At 64.3% G+C, this 17,149-nt stretch carries 15 protein-coding genes; 13 read left to right on the top strand and 2 right to left on the bottom strand.

From position 1 onward, the window contains the following. The first annotated feature begins 2 nt into the window (after nucleotides 1-2). The gene (locus D9M09_RS24125) at nucleotides 3-626 is read left to right on the top strand and encodes a trimeric intracellular cation channel family protein (RefSeq protein ID WP_070220436.1); all 624 of its coding nucleotides are present in this window, start codon (nucleotides 3-5) and stop codon (nucleotides 624-626) included. Nucleotides 627-649: 23 nt separating this feature from the next. Here the strand turns inward: D9M09_RS24125 and gabD are convergent, their stop codons facing one another. Then, nucleotides 650-2,104: an NADP-dependent succinate-semialdehyde dehydrogenase gene (gene gabD / locus D9M09_RS24120; RefSeq protein WP_121670564.1), complete on the bottom strand. Its 1,455-nt coding sequence runs from the start codon at nucleotides 2,102-2,104 to the stop codon at nucleotides 650-652. 172 nt (nucleotides 2,105-2,276) lie between these two features. Between gabD and D9M09_RS24115 the strand changes: the two genes are divergently transcribed. The 3 genes from D9M09_RS24115 to D9M09_RS24105 are packed head-to-tail and all read left to right on the top strand — an operon-like array spanning nucleotide 2,277 to nucleotide 5,600. Continuing rightward, nucleotides 2,277-4,172 (top strand): beta-propeller domain-containing protein, encoded by a 1,896-nt coding sequence (locus tag D9M09_RS24115; protein WP_121670563.1) that lies wholly within the window; start codon nucleotides 2,277-2,279, stop codon nucleotides 4,170-4,172. Between the two features lie 49 nt (nucleotides 4,173-4,221). Then, entirely contained in the window at nucleotides 4,222-4,788 is a 567-nt protein-coding gene (locus tag D9M09_RS24110) for a sigma-70 family RNA polymerase sigma factor (protein WP_240453460.1), read from the top strand. Beyond that, nucleotides 4,785-5,600 carry a hypothetical protein gene (locus tag D9M09_RS24105; RefSeq protein ID WP_121670562.1) on the top strand — a complete coding sequence of 272 codons (816 nt, stop codon included), beginning with the start codon at nucleotides 4,785-4,787 and terminating at the stop codon, nucleotides 5,598-5,600. Before D9M09_RS24110 ends, D9M09_RS24105 begins: the two co-directional genes overlap by 4 nt. A 4-nt stretch (nucleotides 5,601-5,604) precedes the next feature. Here the strand turns inward: D9M09_RS24105 and D9M09_RS24100 are convergent, their stop codons facing one another. Continuing rightward, nucleotides 5,605-6,750: an MFS transporter gene (locus tag D9M09_RS24100; RefSeq protein WP_070311695.1), complete on the bottom strand. Its 1,146-nt coding sequence runs from the start codon at nucleotides 6,748-6,750 to the stop codon at nucleotides 5,605-5,607. Nucleotides 6,751-7,032: 282 nt separating this feature from the next. On the opposite strand from D9M09_RS24100, the gene D9M09_RS24095 reads away from it, so the two are divergent. The 9 genes from D9M09_RS24095 (at nucleotide 7,033) to D9M09_RS24055 (ending at nucleotide 17,147) form a co-directional block, all read left to right on the top strand. Then, nucleotides 7,033-7,797: a gamma-glutamyl-gamma-aminobutyrate hydrolase family protein gene (locus tag D9M09_RS24095; protein WP_070311694.1), complete on the top strand. Its 765-nt coding sequence runs from the start codon at nucleotides 7,033-7,035 to the stop codon at nucleotides 7,795-7,797. A 54-nt stretch (nucleotides 7,798-7,851) separates the two neighbouring features. Then, nucleotides 7,852-9,222 carry a glutamine synthetase family protein gene (locus D9M09_RS24090; RefSeq protein WP_121670561.1) on the top strand — a complete coding sequence of 457 codons (1,371 nt, stop codon included), beginning with the start codon at nucleotides 7,852-7,854 and terminating at the stop codon, nucleotides 9,220-9,222. 11 nt (nucleotides 9,223-9,233) lie between these two features. Further along, a complete protein-coding gene (locus D9M09_RS24085; RefSeq protein WP_121670560.1) occupies nucleotides 9,234-10,694 on the top strand; it encodes an aspartate aminotransferase family protein in 1,461 nt (486 codons plus the stop codon). A gap of 199 nt (nucleotides 10,695-10,893) precedes the next feature. Further along, complete coding sequence (locus D9M09_RS24080) at nucleotides 10,894-12,042, top strand: ABC transporter ATP-binding protein (protein WP_070311692.1); 1,149 nt, start codon at nucleotides 10,894-10,896, stop codon at nucleotides 12,040-12,042. 7 nt (nucleotides 12,043-12,049) lie between these two features. Next, nucleotides 12,050-12,979 (top strand): ABC transporter permease subunit, encoded by a 930-nt coding sequence (locus D9M09_RS24075; RefSeq protein WP_070311691.1) that lies wholly within the window; start codon nucleotides 12,050-12,052, stop codon nucleotides 12,977-12,979. Then, entirely contained in the window at nucleotides 12,976-13,827 is an 852-nt protein-coding gene (locus D9M09_RS24070) for an ABC transporter permease (protein ID WP_070311690.1), read from the top strand. The genes D9M09_RS24075 and D9M09_RS24070 overlap by 4 nt, the downstream gene beginning before the upstream one ends. A gap of 30 nt (nucleotides 13,828-13,857) precedes the next feature. Then, on the top strand, nucleotides 13,858-15,345 hold the full coding sequence (locus D9M09_RS24065) for an aldehyde dehydrogenase (RefSeq protein ID WP_070311689.1): 1,488 nt from the start codon (nucleotides 13,858-13,860) through the stop codon (nucleotides 15,343-15,345). A gap of 175 nt (nucleotides 15,346-15,520) precedes the next feature. Then, nucleotides 15,521-16,813: a type II toxin-antitoxin system HipA family toxin gene (locus D9M09_RS24060; RefSeq protein WP_240453459.1), complete on the top strand. Its 1,293-nt coding sequence runs from the start codon at nucleotides 15,521-15,523 to the stop codon at nucleotides 16,811-16,813. Between the two features lies 1 nt (nucleotide 16,814). Continuing rightward, a complete protein-coding gene (locus D9M09_RS24055) occupies nucleotides 16,815-17,147 on the top strand; it encodes a helix-turn-helix transcriptional regulator (protein ID WP_070311687.1) in 333 nt (110 codons plus the stop codon). Nucleotides 17,148-17,149 lie beyond the last annotated feature (2 nt).

Raw genomic sequence — 17,149 nt, 5'->3', positions numbered from 1 at the left:
CCATGCTGTTATATACGATCTACCTGGTGGCGATTGTTGCCGAAGCGATGTCCGGCGCCATCATGGGCATGCGGCGCGGCATGGATTTGTTCGGCATCTGCATGATCGGCACCGTCACGGCGCTCGGTGGCGGCACCGTGCGCGACGTGCTGCTGGGGCACTACCCGCTGGGCTGGATCGCGCATCCCGAATACCTGTTGTTTACCATCGGCGCGGCCATTGTGACGGCCTTTGTCGCGCGCTATCTGCACCATCTGCGCGCCATCTTTTTGCTGGTCGACGGCCTGGGCCTGGTAGCGTTTTGCGTGATCGGCTGCGACATCGCCATGTCGGCCAAGATGCACCCGGCCATCGTCGTGCTGGCGGGGATGATCACGGGCGTCTTCGGCGGCTTGCTGCGCGATATCCTGTGCAACCAGATTCCCCTCGTGCTGCAGCGCGAAGTGTATGCCACCGTGGCCCTGTTTACCGGCGCCCTGTATGTCGGCCTGCTGCACTTCAAGGTCGACAGCTCCGTGGCGCAGCTGTCGTCCATCGGCGCGGGCTTTTTGTTCCGCTTCCTGGCCTTGCACTTCGAGTGGCGCCTGCCGAATTTCAACGGTGACCGGATCCGGGGATTCGAATAGCGGCGGCGCCGTCGGGCATATCGTTAAATACCGCCCATGCAGATGTATTTGATGACCAGGTAATCGTCGATCCCGTACGACGATCCCTCCCGGCCCAGGCCCGACTGCTTGACGCCGCCGAACGGCGCCGCTTCCGTCGAGATCAGCCCCGTGTTCACGCCCACCATGCCGGATTCCAGGCCTTCGGCGACCTTCCAGATGCGGCCGATGTCGCGCGAATAGAAATAGGACGCCAGGCCGAATTCCGTGTTGTTGGCCAGGGCGATGACTTCCTCGTCCGTCTTGAAGCGGAACAGGGGCGCCAGCGGCCCGAACGTCTCTTCGCTGGCCACCAGCATGTCGCTCGTCACGTCGGCGATCACGGTGGGCTGGAAGAAGTTGTGGCCCAGCGCATGGCGCTTGCCGCCCAGTAGCAGGCGCCCGCCCTTGGCCAGTGCGTCGGCCACGTGCTGCTCCACTTTTTTTACGGCCTTTTCCTCGATCAGCGGCCCCTGCGTGACGCCTTCGTCGGCGCCGTTGCCCACCTTGAGTTTTTGCACGGCCGTCACCAGCTTTTGCGCAAAGGCCTCGTACACGCCATCCTGCACGTACAGCCGGTTGGCGCACACGCAGGTCTGGCCCGCGTTGCGGTATTTCGAGGCGATGGCGCCTTCCACTGCCGCATCCAGGTCGGCGTCGTCGAAGACGATGAACGGCGCATTGCCGCCCAGTTCCAGCGACAGCTTTTTGATCGTCGGCGCGCACTGGCGCATCAGCATGCGGCCCACTTCCGTCGATCCCGTGAAACTGAGCTTGCGCACGAGGGGATTGGACGTCATCTCATCGCCGATCTCCTGCGACGAGCCCGTGATGACATTGAACACGCCCGCAGGCACACCCGCGCGTTCGGCCAGCACGGCCAGCGCCAGCGCGGAAAACGGCGTCATGCCGGCCGGCTTGACGAGCATCGGGCAGCCGGCCGCCAGCGCCGGTCCTGCCTTGCGCGTGATCATCGCGGCCGGGAAGTTCCAGGGTGTGATGGCGGCGCACACGCCGATCGGCTCCTTCGTCACGACGATGCGCCGGTCCGGCCACGGCGACTGCAGGGTGTCGCCCGCGACGCGCTTGCCTTCTTCGGCGAACCATTCGATGAAGGAGGCGGCGTATTGCACTTCGCCTTTGGCTTCGAGCAAGGGCTTGCCCTGTTCCGCCGTCATGATCAGCGCCAGGTCGTCCGCGTTTTCCAGTATCAGGTCATTCCAGCGGCGCAGCACGGCTGCGCGTTCCTTGGCCGTCTTCTTGCGCCAGGCGGGCCAGGCGGCGTTGGCAGCGCTGATGGCGTTTCTTGTCTCCTGCGTGCCCATCACGGGCACATGGCCGATCACTTCACCCGTGGCGGGATTGCGGACGTCGGCGTGCTTGCCGCCGTCGGCATCGAGCCATAGTCCGTTCAGGTAGCATTGCTGGCGTAGCAGCGTGGGATCTTTCAGTGTGAGCATGGCAGACTTTCAGCAGTGGTTGCGTGATCGTCCATGGTAGTCCTTTTTGCCGGGCGCACGATTGCGTCCCACGCGCGGCGTCTGGCCTTCAAAAATAGTTGACCTTTTTTAACCCCGTTTCGCCGCGCATGCCGTTTCATGGTCATTACCGCAATCAACCGGAGCAGAAGCGATGTCCAGCGCCCACAAGATCATATTGATGCTGTCCCTGCTGCTGTCGGCAGGCAGCCATGCCGCCGGCACGGCGCCGCGCAAGACCCTGGCGCCGTTCGCCAGCGAGCAGGCCTTGAGCAGCTACCTGCAGCAGCTGCAGGCGCGCCAGGCGGCCTTGCTGCGGGAGCAGCAGAAACTGCAGCGCGCCACGGCGCAGTCCATGGCGGCGCCGCCCGCACCGCCGCCAGCGCCAGCGCCGATGGTGGCGAAAACGGCGCCGGCGGCGTCGGCAGAAGCGGCCGAATCCGTCACCAATGTGCAGACGGCGGGCGTGGACGAAGGCGGCATCGTCAAGCTGCACGGCAAGCACCTTGTGATGCTCCGGCGCGGCAAGCTGTTCACCGTGCAGGTGGGCGGCAATGCCCTGCAGCCCGTCGCCTCGCTCGATGCATTCGCGCCGGGCAGCGACCCGTCGGGCAGCTGGTATGACGAGATGCTGATCGATGGCGACACGGTCGTGGTGATCGGCTACAGCTACAGCCGTGGCGGCACGGAGATCGGCCTGTTCGACATCGGTGCGGATGGCAAGCTGGCCTATCGCGCCACGTATCATTTGCGCTCCAACGATTATTATTCGTCGCGCAATTACGCCAGCCGCCTGATCGGCAGCAAGCTGGTATTCTATTCACCCCTGTCGCTGAACCTGCGCCGGGGCGACCCGTTTGGCGGCTTTCCCGCGCTGCGCCGCTGGCGTCCCGACGCCATACCGTCCGACTTCAAGCGCATCGCCCCGGCCACGCGCATTTACCGCACCGATGAAGAGCCCGAACCGGGCTTTGGTCTGACCCTGCATACGGTCACCGTGTGCGACCTGGCGCAGCGCGACATGCGCTGCGAAGCGACCGCCGTGATGGGGCCGCAGGGGCGCGTGTTTTATGTGTCGGGCGAATCTGTTTTCGTGTGGACGACGCGCCGGGGCAGCGACTCGGGCGTGTTCCGCATTCCCCTCGACGGCTCGGCGCCCAGCGCCCTGAAGGTGGCTGGCGCGCCCGTCGACCAGTTCTCGTTCCTCGAAAGCGGCGACGGCCACCTGAACGTCCTGCTGCGCGCCGAGGGCCAGGGCGACGCGATGTGGGATGGCACGCGGGGGCGCGGCGACATGGCCCTGCTGCGTGTGCCATTGGCGTCGTTTTCCGATGGCCGCGACAGTGCGCCGGCCGGCAGCTACAAGCCGCTGCCCGGCGGTGGCGGCTACGGCCTGCAGAACCGCTATGTGGGGCCCTATCTGTTGTACGGCAATCCGGGCAATGCGGGGCGCCGCAAGGCGGACCAGGCCTGGCCACGCCAGCCCCTGTATGCCGTGCGCTGGGCCGATGCGGGCAGCGTGCAGTCGCTGGCCTTGCCGCACGGCGTGGAGCGCATCGAGGCGCTGGGCAATGACGCCGTGGTGATCGGCGCGCAGGGCAGGGATCTGCACTTCAGCACCATCGGTCTGGGGGCGCAGGCGGCGGTCGCCACGCGCTACATCCGCGCCGATGCGGCGCAGGGCGAGTCGCGCAGCCACGGCTTTTTCTACAAGCCGCAAACGGCCGGCGAGGGCTTGATCGGCCTGCCCATCCTGGGCGCGGACGAACGGCCTGGGCTCAACAAGTCAGCCGCCTCCGTCCTGTACCTGCGCAACAGCGGCCTGCAGTTGACTGAACTGGGCGCGCTGGCGGCGCGGCCCGGCCCGGCACCGGACGACGGCTGCCGCGCGTCGTGCGTGGACTGGTACGGCAATGCGCGCCCGCTGTTCCTGCAGGGCCGCGTCTTCGCCCTGCTCGGCTATGAACTGGTGGAAGGGGCGCTCAAGGAGGGGCAGATCCGCGAAGTGCGCCGCGTCAGCTATGCGCCCAATGCCTCCTCTTTGCGCTGAAGGCGCGGGGAAATTGTCGCTGCCGCGTAGTTCGGCTACACTGGTCCGCATGCCCGACACTTTATTGACCGCGACGGATGAAGACCTGATGCTGCGCTACAGCGCCGGCGACCTGCCGTCGTTTCGCGAGCTGTACCGGCGCCACAGCCAGGGCCTGTACCGCTTCGTGGCCTGGCGTTCGCCGCGCCGCGCGTGGGTGGACGAGATCGTGCAGGATGCGTGGGCCAGCCTGCATGCGGCGCGCGCCGGCTACCAGCCGCAGGCGGCGTTTCGCACCTATCTGTACCAGATCGCGCGCAACCGCCTGATCGACCTCCTGCGCCAGCGGGAAGGACAGGACCACGGCGATGCAGGCGAACTGGCGGACGAGGGCGCATCGCCGCCGCAGTCGCTGGAGCAGAAACAGCAGCACGCGCGGCTGCATGCGGCCATCGCCGCGCTGCCGGCGGAACAGAAGGAAGCGCTGGTGCTGCAGCAGTTCAGCGGCATGAGCATCCTCGAGATCGCCGCGGTGACGGGGGCGGAAGCGGAAACCGTCAAGAGCCGGCTGCGCTACGCCATGCAGAAATTGCGCGCGGGCTTGGACAGCGCCGCTGGCGCGGGAGGACAGGCATGAATACGCACAATCACGACGAACCGAATGACGAGGACTTGACCGCGCTGCTGGCCAGCCTGCCGCAGCCGGCGCCTTCCAGCGCGCTCGATGCGGCCATCCTGGCCGACGCGGAAAAAGCCTTGCACCAGCCGGCAGCGGCCAATGACAGCGCCGATGGCGTGCTGCGCACTCTGCCGGCCAAGAAATCACCGGACTACCTGCAGCGCTGGCGCGTTCCGCTGGGGCTGGCCGCTGCCGTGCTGCTGACGGTAAACCTGATCGGCGTGGACTGGTTCGGATCGAAGCCGGCGCAGTTTCCCGTGGTCGGGGAACCGGTCACGCAGGAGGTGATGCAGGAAGCCGCACCGGCCGTTGCACCTGCGACTGAGTCCGCGCCGGCGCCGGCACCGGCACCGCGCGCCATGGCCAAGGCGGCACCGAGGCCGCCGGTGCAGGCCGAGCCGGTAGCAGCCGTGCCGTCAGCACCTCCGCTGGCGGTGACCGTACCCGTGGCTCCTCCTGCGCCGCCGCCACCACCGGCGCCTGCTGCGGCAATCGAGCAGCAAGCCGTCATGCAGGCCGAGGCCGGCCTGCAGCGTCAGGCGCCGGTGCAGCGCGCGCTGGCCATGCCCGCTCCCGTGGCGGCCCGCTCCGCGCCGCTGCCGCCGCCCGCAAAGCTCGACGCCTCCGTGTGGCTGGTGAAGATCGACGCCCTGCTCAAGGCGGGCGAGGGTGCCCTGGCGCACGACGAGTGGACGGCGTTCCGGCAGGCGTATCCCGACTATCCGGTGGCCGAGGAGCTGCGGCAGCGGCTGGAAAAAATACCGAAGTAGCGCTTTACACGATCCCCTTCCTGCGCTCCCACACGGCGCTGCCGACGAAAATGGCGGCGCATACCCACATCACGGCCGGCAGGGCGTTTACGCCCGCCGATTGCATCAGGACGCCCGTCAGCAGGGGACCGCCGCCGCTGGTGATACCCCAGGTGGCGTTGACGATGGCGCTGGCGCTGGTCAGCGACAGCCCCGTGAAACGCTCGCCGCAGGCCACCAGCGCCAGCATGTAGATGCCGCCCGCCGCCGCGCCCAGCAACAGCAGCAGGGTCCACCACAGCCATGGCGTGCCGACGGCAAACGGCAGCAGCGGCAGCAGCAGGCAGACGGCCACGCCGCAGCCCGCGTGCACCCTGGCGCGGCCGAAACGGTCGGCCATCCAGCCCAGCGCGAATTGCAGGCCCGTATCGCCCACCAGCACCACGGTGGCCGACAGCAGGGCCAGGTCCGTGCCGATGCCGTGCTCCATCGCATACAGGGGCAGCAAGCTCAATGCCAGCGTGTCGAACAGGGCAAAGAAGGCGGCACCGAGCACGATCATCGGCATGCGCGGCAGGATCAGGGTCCACTTCACGCCGTGTTCTTGCGGTTCCTTTTCCGGGCCGCTGTTCGAGATCAGCATCAGGCCCGGCACGGCCAGCAGAAACAGCAGGCCGCAGGCGGCGAAGCTCCACGCAATCTTGTCGTTGAAGAGGGCCACGAGGGCGGGGCCGATCAGCTGGAAGAAGGTAAAACTGGTGGTGTACATGGCCACCACGCGCCCGCGCGAATTGTCGGGCGCCAGGCGGTTGACCCACGCTTCGCCGATGGTAAACAGCACGCCCATGGCGCCGCCGAACAGGAAGCGCAGCACGCTCCACGCCAGCAGGTGGTCGCTGAACTGCATGGCGATCGTCGCCAGCGAGGCCACCCAGACGGCGCCCAGCATGGTGGCGCGCGCACCGAAACGCCCCACCCAGCCCGAGACGAACGGCGAGGCGGCCAGGATGCCGAGGGCGCTGACGGCCGTGATCATGCCGATGATGTCCGTGCCCACGCCGCGCTGGTGCAGGGTCAGGGCGGTGAGCGGCATGGTGGCTCCCAGGCCCAGGCCGACCACGCCGATGCTGACCACGAGGGCGAAGAAGTCGCGCCACGGCATGGTCTTCATGGCTGCCCCCGCAAGGGGGAAAAGGTGTTCGGGAGGGCGGGAAAACGGTGTGGATGCATGGGAAAGTAGGCAACTGTGCCTGCGGCGCTGGTGTTTGGCGCCGGACGGGCATATGATGATTTTAATAAAGGCAATATTGCAAAGCCGTAGTGTAGGCGATGTGTGCCGCCGCTGGCCACGTCCATCGGTGTGGCCGACTATACCGGCTCTGCTGTACAGTGAAGCGAGCGGCAGCGCTGTCATGGCGCTGTCATTGGATCGTCACGCCAGCGAGGTAGCACCATGCGCCATCCCATCGTTCTCGTTCCCGCCTGCCAGCGCCAGCTGGGCAGCCATGCCTGGCACATGGCGCAGGACAAATACCTGCACGCCGTGCTGCGCGGCGCCGGCTGCATGCCGCTGCTGCTGCCGGCCCTGGGCGCCGATGCGGACCTGGAAGTGGTGCTGCGGATCGCCGACGGCGTCATGCTGACCGGTTCCGCCTCGAACGTCGACGCGCGCCTGTATGGCGAAGAGATCCTGCATCCCGACCTGCCGCAGGACCCCGCGCGCGACGCCACCACCTTGCCCCTGATCCGCGCCGCACTGACGTTGCAGTTGCCGCTGCTGGCCATCTGCCGCGGCTTCCAGGAAGTCAACGTGGCCCTGGGCGGCAGCCTGCACCAGGCCGTGCAGGCGGTGCCGGGCATGCAGGACCACCGCGAGAACGTGCTCGATCCGCTGGCGCGCCAGTATGCGCCCGCGCACCGCATCAAGCTGATGCCCGACGGCGTGCTGTCACGGTTGCTGGGCGGCGAGAGCGAAATGATGGTCAATTCCCTGCATGGCCAGGGCATCGCCCGGCTGGCCGATGGCTTGCTGGTGGAAGCGCTGGCCGACGACGGCCTGGTGGAAGCGTACACGGTGGCCAGCGCCGCCGGCTTTGCGCTGGCCGTGCAATGGCACCCGGAATGGCAGGTCGAGGACAATCCGCAGTCCATGCGGCTGTTCGGCGCCTTCGGCCAGGCTTGCCGCGACTACCAGGAGCAGCACAGAAAGACAGAATGACAGGCGCACCGCCCGCAGTACGCGGTGTTTGATCAAGACCAGCGAGAGGGAAACATGGCAATACGCGAAAATTTCACTTATACGGATATGGATTTGTGGCTCAATGAAAAGCGCGTCACGGAAATTGAATGCCTGGTACCCGACTTGACGGGCGTGGCGCGGGGGAAGATCCTGCCGCGCGGGAAATTCACCCAGGAACGCGGCATGCGCATCCCGGAAGCGGTACTGGGCATGACGGTGACGGGCAATTACCCGGTCGACGATGGCGGCTACGACCGCGCCATTTCCAGCACCGACCGCGACATGATTTTAAAGGCCGATCCCACCACCATCACCATGGTGCCGTGGGCTACCGACCCCACCGCGCAAGTCATCCACGACTGCTATTTTGCCGATGGCGCGCTGGTCGATTTTGCTCCCCGCTCCGTGCTGCGGCGCGTGCTGAAACTGTATGCGGACAAGGGCTGGAAGCCCGTGGTGGCGCCGGAGCTGGAGTTCTACCTGACGGCGAAAAACACGGACCCCGATTTGCCATTGAAACCGCCCATTGGCCGCAGCGGCCGGGCCGAGACGAGCCGCCAGGTGTACAGCATCGACGCCGTCAACGAATTCGATCCGCTGTTCGAGGATATCTACGATTATTGCGAACTGATGAACCTTGACGTCGATACGCTGATCCACGAAATCGGCGCGGGTCAGATGGAAATCAACTTCCTGCACGGCGATCCGCTGGGCCTGGCCGACAAGGTCTTCTTCTTCAAGCGCACCTTGCGCGAAGCGGCGTTAAAACACGATATGTACGCCACCTTCATGGCCAAGCCCATGGCGGGCGAGCCGGGTTCCGCCATGCACGTGCACCAGAGCGTCGTCGATGCGAAGACGGGCATGAACATCTTCAGCAACGAGGACGGTTCGGCCGCGCCCATCTTCAAGCATTACATCGCGGGCCTGCAGCGCTACATGCCGTCGGCCATGGCCATCGTCGCGCCCTACGTGAATTCCTACCGCCGCATCGTGCGCCACACTGCCGCGCCGATCAACATCCAGTGGGGCCTGGACAACCGCACGGTGGGCTTCCGCGTGCCCGAGTCGGGCGTGCAGGACCGCCGCGTGGAAAACCGCATCATCGGCGCCGACGCGAATCCCTACCTGGCCCTGGCCGTCACCCTGGCCTGCGGCTACCTGGGCATGACGGAGCAGCTGGAAGCGACGCCGATGATGGTGGGCAGCGCCTACGACATGAAATTCGAGCTGCCGCAAGGCTTGCCCGAGGCCCTGCAGCTGCTGCGCGCGGAAGACAAGCTGCGCACGGTGCTGGGCGAGCGCTTCATCGACGTGTATGCGGCCATCAAGGACCTGGAGCACCAGGAATTCATGACCGTCATCAGTCCGTGGGAGCGCGAACACCTGTTATTACACGTTTAAAAGGAACACGCATGAGCACATCCAACAATCCGCTGGCGCCGAGCGCCGCTTTTGTATCGTCCGTGGCGCAAAAGAATGCGGCGCCGCAGGTGTACGACACGGCCGCCATCCAGCAGATGGACTCGGCCCACTACCTGCATCCGTTCACCGACTTCCAGGACCTGGCAAGCAAGGGTGCCAGGGTGATGGTGCGCGGCGACGGCGTCTACCTGTGGGATAGCCAGGGCAAGAAGATCGTCGACGGCATGTCGGGCCTGTGGTGCGTGAACGTGGGCTACGGCCGCACGTCGATTTCGCAAGCCGTGTACAAACAGATGGAGACGCTGCCCTTCTATAACAGCTTCTTTGGCACGACGAACGTGCCGGCCGCGCAGCTGGCGGCCAAGCTGGCGCAGATATCGCCGCCGCAGTTCCAGCACGTGTTCTTCACCAGTTCCGGCTCGGAAGGCAACGACACGAATTTGCGCATGGTGCGCCGCTACTGGGATATCCTCGGCTACAAGGAGCGCCACACCATCATCAGCCGCCACAACGCGTATCACGGCAGCACGGTGGCGGGAGCATCGCTGGGCGGCATGGACGGCATGCATGCGCAGGGCGGCTTGCCGATACCGGGCATCGCGCATATCGGCCAGCCCAATTACCTGGAGTCGGGCCATGGCTTGTCTCCGGAAGCCTTCGGCTTGAAGGCGGCCGGCTGGCTGGAAGACAAGATCCTCGAAATCGGCGCCGACAAGGTGGCCGCCTTCATCGGCGAGCCGGTGCAGGGGGCCGGCGGCGTCATCATCCCGCCATCGACCTACTGGCCCGAGATCCAGCGCATCTGTGACAAGTACGGCATTTTGCTGATCGCCGATGAAGTCATCTGCGGCTTCGGCCGCCTGGGGCGCTGGTTCGGCTCCGAACTGTTCGGCATCAAGCCCGACCTGATCACGTTTGCCAAGGGCGTCACCTCGGGTTACGTGCCGCTGGGCGGCGTGCTGGTGGGCGACAGGGTCGCCAAGGTGCTGATCGAGCAGGGCGGCGAATTCACGCACGGTTTCACGTATTCCGGCCACCCCGTGGCCTGCGCGGCCGCGCTGGAAAACATCCGCATCATCGAGGAAGAGCAGCTGGTGGCCAAGGTGGCCGATGATACGGGACCATACCTGAAGCAGTGCTTCGCCAGCCTGGGCGAGCATCCGCTGGTCGGCTATGCTGACAGCTGCGGCCTTGTCGCGGGCCTGAACCTGGTGCGTAAAAAGGGCGCCACCGTGCACGACAACGAGCTGTTCGACGAGGACCAGGGCGTGGGCATGATCTGCCGCGGCCACATGTTCGACAACGGCGTCATCATGCGCGCCGTGGGCGAGCGCATGATCGTCGCCCCGCCCCTGGTCATGACGCGGGCGCAGATCGATGAGATGGTGGCGCTGATACGGCTGTGCCTGGACAAGACGTATGCGGACGTGAAAGCGAAGGGCTGGGTTTAGCTCTGAGCTGGCTTAAATACCGGGGTCAGACCCGCCGGGTCTGACCCCAGTCTTTGCCGTTGGGTTTTTACCCAAATAAGCAGCATCTATGCATTTTTTGGACCGCAAAGGCGGCAGTTCCGCTAAACTTCCATCCTGGCCGCTCCTGTAGTGGCCAGTTTTTCATTTTGACACCCTCTTACCCAGAAGCTACCCACACATGACGATAGCAACACCTGCCGCGTCGGCCAGCGACGCCCAAGCGCCTTTCTTGCTGATTGATCAGCTGGTCAAGGAATTCGATGGCGTGCGCGCCGTCGATGGCATTTCCGTGACGATCAACAAGGGCGAGATCTTTGCCCTGCTGGGCAGTTCAGGTTGCGGCAAGTCGACCCTGCTGCGCATGCTGGCCGGTTTCGAGACGCCGACCTCGGGGCGCATCGCCCTGGCGGGCAACAGCATCGTCGACGTGCCGCCGCACCAGCGGCCCATCAACATGATGTTCCAGTCGTACGCGCTGTTCCCCCACCTGTCCGTGTGGGACAACATCGCTTTCGGCCTGCGCCGCGACGGCTTGCCGAAAGCGGAAGTGGCGGCGCGGGTCGAACAGATGCTGGCGCTGGTGCAGCTGGGCCAATACGCGAAGCGCAAGCCGCACCAGCTGTCGGGCGGCCAGCAGCAGCGTGTGGCGCTGGCGCGCAGCCTGGCCAAGCGTCCGCAATTGCTGCTGCTCGACGAGCCGCTGGGCGCGCTCGACAAGAAACTGCGCGAACGCACGCAGATGGAACTGGTCAACATCATCGAGCAGGTGGGCGTGACGTGCGTGATGGTCACGCACGACCAGGATGAAGCCATGAGCATGGCCACGCGCATCGCCGTCATGAGCGAAGGGCGCATCCTGCAGGTGGGCGCGCCCGGTGAAATCTACGAGACGCCGAATTGCCGCTTCGTCGCCGACTTCATCGGCAGCGTCAATCTGTTCGACGGCCGCATCACGGAAGACGAACCCGATCACGTGGTGATCGACACGCCCGACGGCCGCCACTATGTCGCGCATGGCATCACGGGCAACCTGGGCATGGATGTCTCGGTGGCCGTGCGCCCCGAAAAGATCGGCATCCAGACCGAACCACCCTCCTTGGAAGAACGGGCTTCGCCAGCGGAACACGGCTATAACTGCGCCCAGGGCGTGATCGTCGCCATGGCGTATTTTGGCAATGAAACCAGCTACCACGTGCGCCTCGACAGCGGCACGGTGGTGAAAGTCTCGCGCACCAACGCGGCCCGCCACGACGCCGCGCGCCTCGAGCGCGAGCAGCGCGTGTGGGTGTGGTGGGATGGCGCCGACATCGTCGTGCTGACCAGCTGAGGCCATCATGACGTCCATTTTGCAATCGCTGCGCAAGCTCGTCACCCTGCGTTGGGTCACTGGGCGCAACGCCGTCATCGCCGTGCCCGCGCTGTTCCTGACGGCCGCCTTTTTGGTACCGTTCCTGATCGTGCTGCGTATCAGCCTGTCCGACATGGACACGGCCGGCAGCCCGTTCGGCGGCCTGCTGTCGTATGTCGACGGCATCGTCGTGCTGAAGGTCAAAATCGCCAACTATCTGTTCATCGCCGCCGACGAACTGTATCTGCTCACCTACCTCAGTTCCATCAAGTACGCGGCCATCACCACGGCCATTTGCCTGTTCATCGGCTACCCGTTCGCCTACTTCATGGCGCGCGCCAGGCCATCGATCCGCCCCGTGCTGATGATGCTGGTGATGCTGCCGTTCTGGACTTCGTTCCTGCTGCGCGTGTATGCGTGGAAGGGCATCCTGGCCAACCACGGCTTGCTCAACGATCTCTTGATCGCGCTGGGCGTGGTGCAGGAACCGCTGCATATGATGAACACCTCGTTTTCGCTGGTCGTCGGCATGGTGTATGCCTATCTGCCGTTCATGATCCTGCCCCTGTACGCGAACCTGGTGAAAATGGACGTGCGCTATCTGGAAGCGGCGGCCGACCTGGGCGCCACGCCTTTGCAGGCGTTCTGGCGCATCACCGTGCCCCTGTCGAAGTCGGGCATCATCGCCGGCGCCATGCTGGTGTTCATTCCGTCCGTGGGCGAATACGTGATTCCCGAGCTGCTGGGCGGCCCGGAAACCCTGATGATCGGCCGCGTGCTGTGGGATGAGTATTTCACGAATAACGACTGGGCCATGGCTTCGTCCGTGACGGTGCTGGTGATCCTGCTGATCCTCGTGCCGATGGCCATTTTTAACAAATACAAGACCGACCAGGACGCGGAGGAGCGCACATGAACGGACGTACCTTCCTGCAGCGCTGGTTCGGACGCGGCTGGCTCTCGCTGGGCTATTTGTTCCTGTACCTGCCCATCATCGTGCTGATCGTCTTCTCGTTCAACAGCTCGCGCCAGGACATGGTGTGGAGCGGCTTCTCGCTGCGCTGGTACAGCGAGTTGATGAGCGATGCGGAAATCATCTCGGGCTTCGGTTTATCCCTGAAGATCGCCTTCATGTCGGCCACCTCGTCCGTCATCCTCGGCACCTTTGCCGCCTTTGCCTTGAGCAGTTACCAGCGCTTCCGCGGCCGCACGGTGTTTTCCGCCATGGTCAGCGCGCCCTTGGTGATGCCGGAAGTGATCATCGGCCTGTCCCTGCTGCTGATGCTGGTGTCCATGCAAAAGGTCTTCGGTTTCCCCGAGCGGGGCGTGCTGACCATCTGGCTCGGCCACACCCTGCTGGGCATGGCGTATGCGGCCGTGGTGGTGCAATCGCGCCTGCAGGAAATGAGCAAGTCGCTGGCGGAAGCGGCCATGGACCTCGGCTGCCGCGCGCACCAGGTATTCTTCCTCGTGACCCTGCCGAACATCACGCAGGCACTGGCATCAAGCTGGCTGCTGACGTTCACCTTGTCGCTGGACGACGTGGTGCTCTCCGCTTTCCTGTCCGGCCCCGGTTCGACGACGATGCCGCTGGTGATCTTCTCGCGCGCGCGCCTGGGGCTCGACCCGCGCGTCAATGCCATCGCCGCGCTGACCATCCTCGTCGTGACGATTGCCGTGATCGCGTATGCCGTGATGCTGGCGCGCGCCGACCGCAGACGCCGCAAGCAGATGTCTGCGGCGTATTCGGCGGACCAGGAGTAAGCTGCTTGTAAACTGACACAGGAGACGACCATGACGGAAAACACCAGTTGGCATGCACGGGCCGCAGAGATCAAGATCGATGGGCGCGCCTTCATCAACGGCGAGCGCGCCTGGGCCAGGTCCGGCCAGACCTTCGACAATCTGTCGCCCATCGACGGGCGTCAGCTGGGGCAGGTGGCCCGCTGCGACGGCGCCGACGTGGAGGCGGCCGTGCAGGCCGCGCGCGCCGCCTTTGACGACCGCCGCTGGGCCGGCAAGTCGCCGGCGCAGCGCAAGCGGATATTGATCAAGTTCGCCGACCTGGTACAGAAATACGGTCCCGAGCTGGCCCTGCTGGAAACCCTGGACATGGGTAAACCGATCAAGTACAGCCAGAGCGTGGACGTGGGCGCCACGGCCAACTGCCTGCGCTGGTATGGCGAGGCGATCGACAAGGTCTACGATGAAATCGCCCCGACGCCCGCCAACAGCCTGGCCCTGATCACGCGCGAACCGGTGGGCGTCGTCGCCGCCATCGTGCCGTGGAATTACCCGATGATCATGGCCGCCTGGAAGATCGCGCCCGCCCTCGCGGCCGGCAACAGCGTGATATTGAAACCGTCGGAAAAATCGCCGCTGACGGCCCTGCGCCTGGCCGACATCGCGCTGGAAGCGGGCGTGCCGGCGGGCGTGTTCAACGTGCTGCCCGGCTACGGCAACGAGGCCGGCGCCGCGCTGGCGCTGCACATGGATGTCGATTGCATCGGCTTTACGGGTTCCACGCGCACGGGGAAACTGATCGTGCAGATGGCGGGCCAGTCGAATCTGAAACGGGCGTGGACGGAACTGGGCGGCAAGTCCGCCAACATCGTGTGCGCCGATTGTCCGGACCTGGACAAGGCCGTGGCGGCCGCCGTCGGCTCCATCTTTTTCAACCAGGGCGAAAGCTGCAATGCGCCCTCGCGCCTGTTCGTGGAAGAATCGGTCAAGGATGCATTTATCGCCAAGGCGCTGGCCATGCTGCCCCGCTTCCAGCCAGGCGATCCGCTCGATGAAGCCACCGTCATGGGCGCCATCGTCGACGCCACGCAGATGCAAACAGTGATGGGCTATATCGCGTCCGGCAAGAACGAAGGCGCGCAATTGCTGGGCGGCGGCGAGGCCGTGCGCCTTGATACGGGCGGCTATTACGTGCAGCCGACCATCTTCGGCGTGGACGCCGGCATGACGATCGCGCGCGAAGAGATCTTCGGGCCCGTCCTGTCCGTGTTGGGCTTTACGGATATCGCCGAAGCCATCCAACAGGCCAACGCCACGCCCTACGGCTTGCAGGCGGCCGTGTGGACCTCGGACATCAGCAAGGCCATCCAGACGTCGCGCGCCCTGCGCGCGGGCACCGTGCACGTCAACCAGTACGACGGCGACGACATCACCGTGCCGTTCGGCGGTTATAAACAGTCGGGCAACGGGCGCGACAAGTCGCTCCATGCGCTGGACAAGTACACGGAGCTGAAGACGACGTGGATACAGGTGGGATAATTTCTATAAGGGTACTTAAAAGGGCTAATTAAGGGTATTTTTGGCTTAAAATAGTCCTTTTGGGTGCTATTAAATTTTTCATGGCGCTGCACTTGCTAAAATTTGGATCGTATAAGTGCTAATTTAAGGGTAAACTGAACACAATTAGCTACTATAAGATCCAATTGGAGCGGCCATGCAATGCCATTTTCAAATTTTTCATGATGATGCGTGGCACGATTGCGCATCGCTGACTTTGCTTGAGCCTGCAGGCGGCAATCCACGTACCGCTGCCCTGTTCGAGTATGACCTCGATTATGCCTTCTTCAAGCTTGAGAGTGGGCCTGTCTCGCTGCGTTTTCCCGTCACGGCAGAGATGCAGAAGCTGGCGCAATGGCCAGCCTTTATCTTTGACCTGATTCCCCAGGGAAGCGGACGGACATATCTGCTTGGGCAGCTGCAGCTGGCCGATGGTCCGGCTGCCGATTTTCCTCTGATGTGCGCCGGCGCGTTCAATCCCGTCGGGCGCGTGCGCATTGCCGAGGCCGTGCAGTACTACGCACAACATATGCATCGCCATGACCAGGGCAAGCCGCTGAGCGGCTTTTCACTGGACGAGATCATAGGTCGCGGCGATGCCTTCAATGAGCGCATGCTGATGCATGGCATGCTGGCCGCCGGCAGTCTGGGGGTGCAAGGAGCGGCGCCGAAATATCTGCTGACCACTGACCATGCCGGTCTCTGGCATGCCGATGGCGCTTTGGCGGATCAGGACGCGGCTGCTCATTTCATCGTCAAGCGTCCGCGCGGAAAGACCGCCAGCGACGCCAAGGTGTTGCGGAATGAGGCCGCATACATGACTGTGGCGCGCGCGGTCGGCTTGCGCACCGAAGGCCAGCTGCGCTACCAGGACGATACCTTGTTCATTCCCCGTTTTGACCGCCGCATCCTCGATGGAAAAGTGCTGCGACTGCATCAGGAAAGCGCCGCTTCGCTGGCAGGTATCGTTGGCTTTGAAGCCACGCCCAGCCAGTTCGACCTATTGCAGGCGCTGCGCGCCGTCGTCAGCGACAAGACTGCGGAAACCATCGAATTTCTCAAGCGCGATATCTTGAACCTGGCCATGCGCAATACCGATAATCACGCACGCAATACGGCGGTGCAGCAAATTGGTGCCGAGGTGCGCCTCACGCCGCTGTTCGATTTTGCACCGATGTACCTGGACCCGGATGGCATACCACGCGCGGCGCGCTGGTATCACCCGGATACCAAAAACGAGCTGCATGACTGGACGACGATACTAGCTACGATCGGCATGCCGGACGTGGAGCGCCAGCAGATCCGCCTCGCGCTATACGGATTTTCCCAGCACCTGGTTGCGCTGGAACAGCATATGCAGGAGGCTGGCGTGGATGATGACATCATTGCTTTCCTCCGGCCACATATCGCCGGGCAGATCGAACAGCTCAAGGCATTGGGAGAGCACTGACATGGCGCGTACAAAGAAGACCGTTGACAAGGAAGAGTTGCGGCAGCGCAGGGCAGTGCTTTACGAAGCCATTGAAGCAGGAGCCGTCACGCTACAGCATGCCGTCAAGGAAATGCGCGCCATCTCGCGCATGACGCAGGCAGAGTTTGCGATGCATCGGGGCGTGAGCACGAAGGTTATCAAGGAGATCGAGAGCGGCAAGGGCAACCCGACCATCCAGACGCTGAACCGTATCGGGCAATTCTTTGGCCTGGAGGTGGCCTTTGTACGGACAGAAACGCTGCGCGAAAAAAAAATCGCCCCGGCGAGTGCCGGGGCGATATCACCTCAATAGAC

It is taken from the genome of Janthinobacterium agaricidamnosum (assembly GCF_003667705.1).
Lineage (GTDB): Bacteria > Pseudomonadota > Gammaproteobacteria > Burkholderiales > Burkholderiaceae_D > Janthinobacterium.
The sequence above is the reverse complement of the archived record's forward strand: the minus strand, read 5'-3'. Positions and strand labels throughout refer to the sequence as shown.

Excerpts from the sequence above, each read along its gene's own strand:
- D9M09_RS24110 (WP_240453460.1), top strand. The coding sequence starts at position 4,222 with ATGCCCGACACTTTATTGACCGCGACGGATGAAGACCTGATGCTGCGC.
- D9M09_RS24085 (WP_121670560.1), top strand. The coding sequence starts at position 9,234 with ATGAGCACATCCAACAATCCGCTGGCGCCGAGCGCCGCTTTTGTATCG.
- D9M09_RS24070 (WP_070311690.1), top strand. The coding sequence starts at position 12,976 with ATGAACGGACGTACCTTCCTGCAGCGCTGGTTCGGACGCGGCTGGCTC.
- gabD (WP_121670564.1), bottom strand. The coding sequence starts at position 2,104 with ATGCTCACACTGAAAGATCCCACGCTGCTACGCCAGCAATGCTACCTG.
- D9M09_RS24065 (WP_070311689.1), top strand. The coding sequence starts at position 13,858 with ATGACGGAAAACACCAGTTGGCATGCACGGGCCGCAGAGATCAAGATC.
- D9M09_RS24115 (WP_121670563.1), top strand. The coding sequence starts at position 2,277 with ATGTCCAGCGCCCACAAGATCATATTGATGCTGTCCCTGCTGCTGTCG.
- D9M09_RS24055 (WP_070311687.1), top strand. The coding sequence starts at position 16,815 with ATGGCGCGTACAAAGAAGACCGTTGACAAGGAAGAGTTGCGGCAGCGC.
- D9M09_RS24095 (WP_070311694.1), top strand. The coding sequence starts at position 7,033 with ATGCGCCATCCCATCGTTCTCGTTCCCGCCTGCCAGCGCCAGCTGGGC.
- D9M09_RS24060 (WP_240453459.1), top strand. The coding sequence starts at position 15,521 with ATGCAATGCCATTTTCAAATTTTTCATGATGATGCGTGGCACGATTGC.
- D9M09_RS24105 (WP_121670562.1), top strand. The coding sequence starts at position 4,785 with ATGAATACGCACAATCACGACGAACCGAATGACGAGGACTTGACCGCG.
- D9M09_RS24075 (WP_070311691.1), top strand. The coding sequence starts at position 12,050 with ATGACGTCCATTTTGCAATCGCTGCGCAAGCTCGTCACCCTGCGTTGG.
- D9M09_RS24125 (WP_070220436.1), top strand. The coding sequence starts at position 3 with ATGCTGTTATATACGATCTACCTGGTGGCGATTGTTGCCGAAGCGATG.
- D9M09_RS24090 (WP_121670561.1), top strand. The coding sequence starts at position 7,852 with ATGGCAATACGCGAAAATTTCACTTATACGGATATGGATTTGTGGCTC.
- D9M09_RS24080 (WP_070311692.1), top strand. The coding sequence starts at position 10,894 with ATGACGATAGCAACACCTGCCGCGTCGGCCAGCGACGCCCAAGCGCCT.
- D9M09_RS24100 (WP_070311695.1), bottom strand. The coding sequence starts at position 6,750 with ATGAAGACCATGCCGTGGCGCGACTTCTTCGCCCTCGTGGTCAGCATC.